2 protein-coding genes are annotated in these 1,524 nt (G+C 59.2%); both read right to left on the reverse strand.

Translation table 11 applies throughout. The features are described 5' to 3' along the window. On the reverse strand, positions 1–599 hold a 599-nt coding region (locus ACWEOZ_RS44315; protein ID WP_451916672.1), incomplete at its 3' end, for a hypothetical protein. A gap of 24 nt (positions 600–623) precedes the next feature. Beyond that, a partial coding sequence (locus ACWEOZ_RS44320) for a glycosyltransferase (protein WP_451916673.1) occupies positions 624–1,524 on the reverse strand: 901 nt, incomplete at its 5' end.

A 1,524-nucleotide genomic window follows, 5' to 3' on the forward strand; every position in this document is an offset into this window, starting at 1 on the left:
CGCAACAGCACGAATGCACCGATCCCTGCAGCCATCGGCGGCGTCACGCCATAAGCGAGGATCAGGATCAGCAGCGCGGCCGGAATGAATTCCGCAAACGCCATCAGATAGCCGGACACCCCCACCAGGCGTTGGCCGCCATTCGAATCGACCTGCACCTCGAACGACTGGACCGAGTCGATACCGGCAGTCCCGTACGCGACATGCGTCGAATACAAGCCGAGCGCGACGAGCACGATCAGGGCCGCGAAAAATCGTACCTTGTCGGTGATGACGAGGCGGGTCGGTGGAATCCTGAGCTGCCGAAGATTGCGCGGCTCCACAAGTGCCGGCAGGATAACCGCGGCGAGCAGCGCGCAGTTGATATTGAGGCACGTCAGCCAGAGCGTTCCGTCCGATGGAGTCAACCCGATCGTGTTCCACAGCAGGGATCTGCCGATCAGGTAAATGTTGATCGGGCGTATGACGTATCCCAGGAAGTGATAGATCAGGTACAGAAAGATCGGATGATAAATGGGCATGCGCATCGCCAGCACGAACGCGAAGCAGATGCCCCAGCACAACAGATTGATTACCGCGATATAGCCTATGATTTCCATGTCATCCCTTCGCCTGTCGGATACTCAATCGATGACGCAGGGCGGCTGGTCGCGAAGCCCTATCAGCCAGCCATAAACGTCGGCCATTTGCGTGGCAACCACATTCCACGTGAAATGACTTTCGACCAGCGATCTCGCCACATTGCCCATTGCCACGAGCCGTGCATCGTCGATGGCATGCAGGTCGCCAAGGAATGCGCGCAGTCCCTCGACCGAATTGAGAATCTCGAATGCGGCGTGTCGGGAAAATCCGATCGACAGATTGCATTCGCGCGTCAGCGCGACGGGTTTCCGGAACGACCATGCCTCGAGCGGCACCATCGGCAGGCCTTCGCTGAACGACGGCAGGATCACGCAATCGCAGGCCGCGTAGGTTTTTTCCTTGTCCTGGCCGAATTGCGGACCGATGAAATGGACCCCGTCGCCGTTCACGCCCTCGCTGACCATGCCGCGCAATTTATCGACGTAGGAAGGATCCCCCCAACCACCGACGATCAGGTTCCAGCGCGCATTGATCGAATCCGTCATGACGCACCCCTTCCAGGCGCTCAGCAGATTCTCCACGCCCTTCTTGGGATGCAACCGCCCGAAATAAAGCAGCAGTTTCCGGGATGCCAGTTCGCCGGTCCACCAGGACGGCAACCCGGGATTGTCCAGCTCCGGAATCGTCACACCGTTATGCACGATGGCGATCGGCTGTTTCAGACCCACGGCCCGGATCGCATCCGCCTCCTCGCGATTCAGTGCATGAAAGCACGCGGCGCGATTCAAATGGCTGTGTTCATAGGCCGCGAGCGCGACCCACTTCTTCAGTTTCGAACGCTTCATGATCCATGGATCGAGCATGCCGTGCGGCGAGATGATGTAGGGCTTGCGTCGACGCCGATGCCACGCGACGACATCCGCCGAAGGGTGCATCCAGATT

It is taken from the genome of Actinoplanes sp. NPDC004185 (assembly GCF_053603475.1).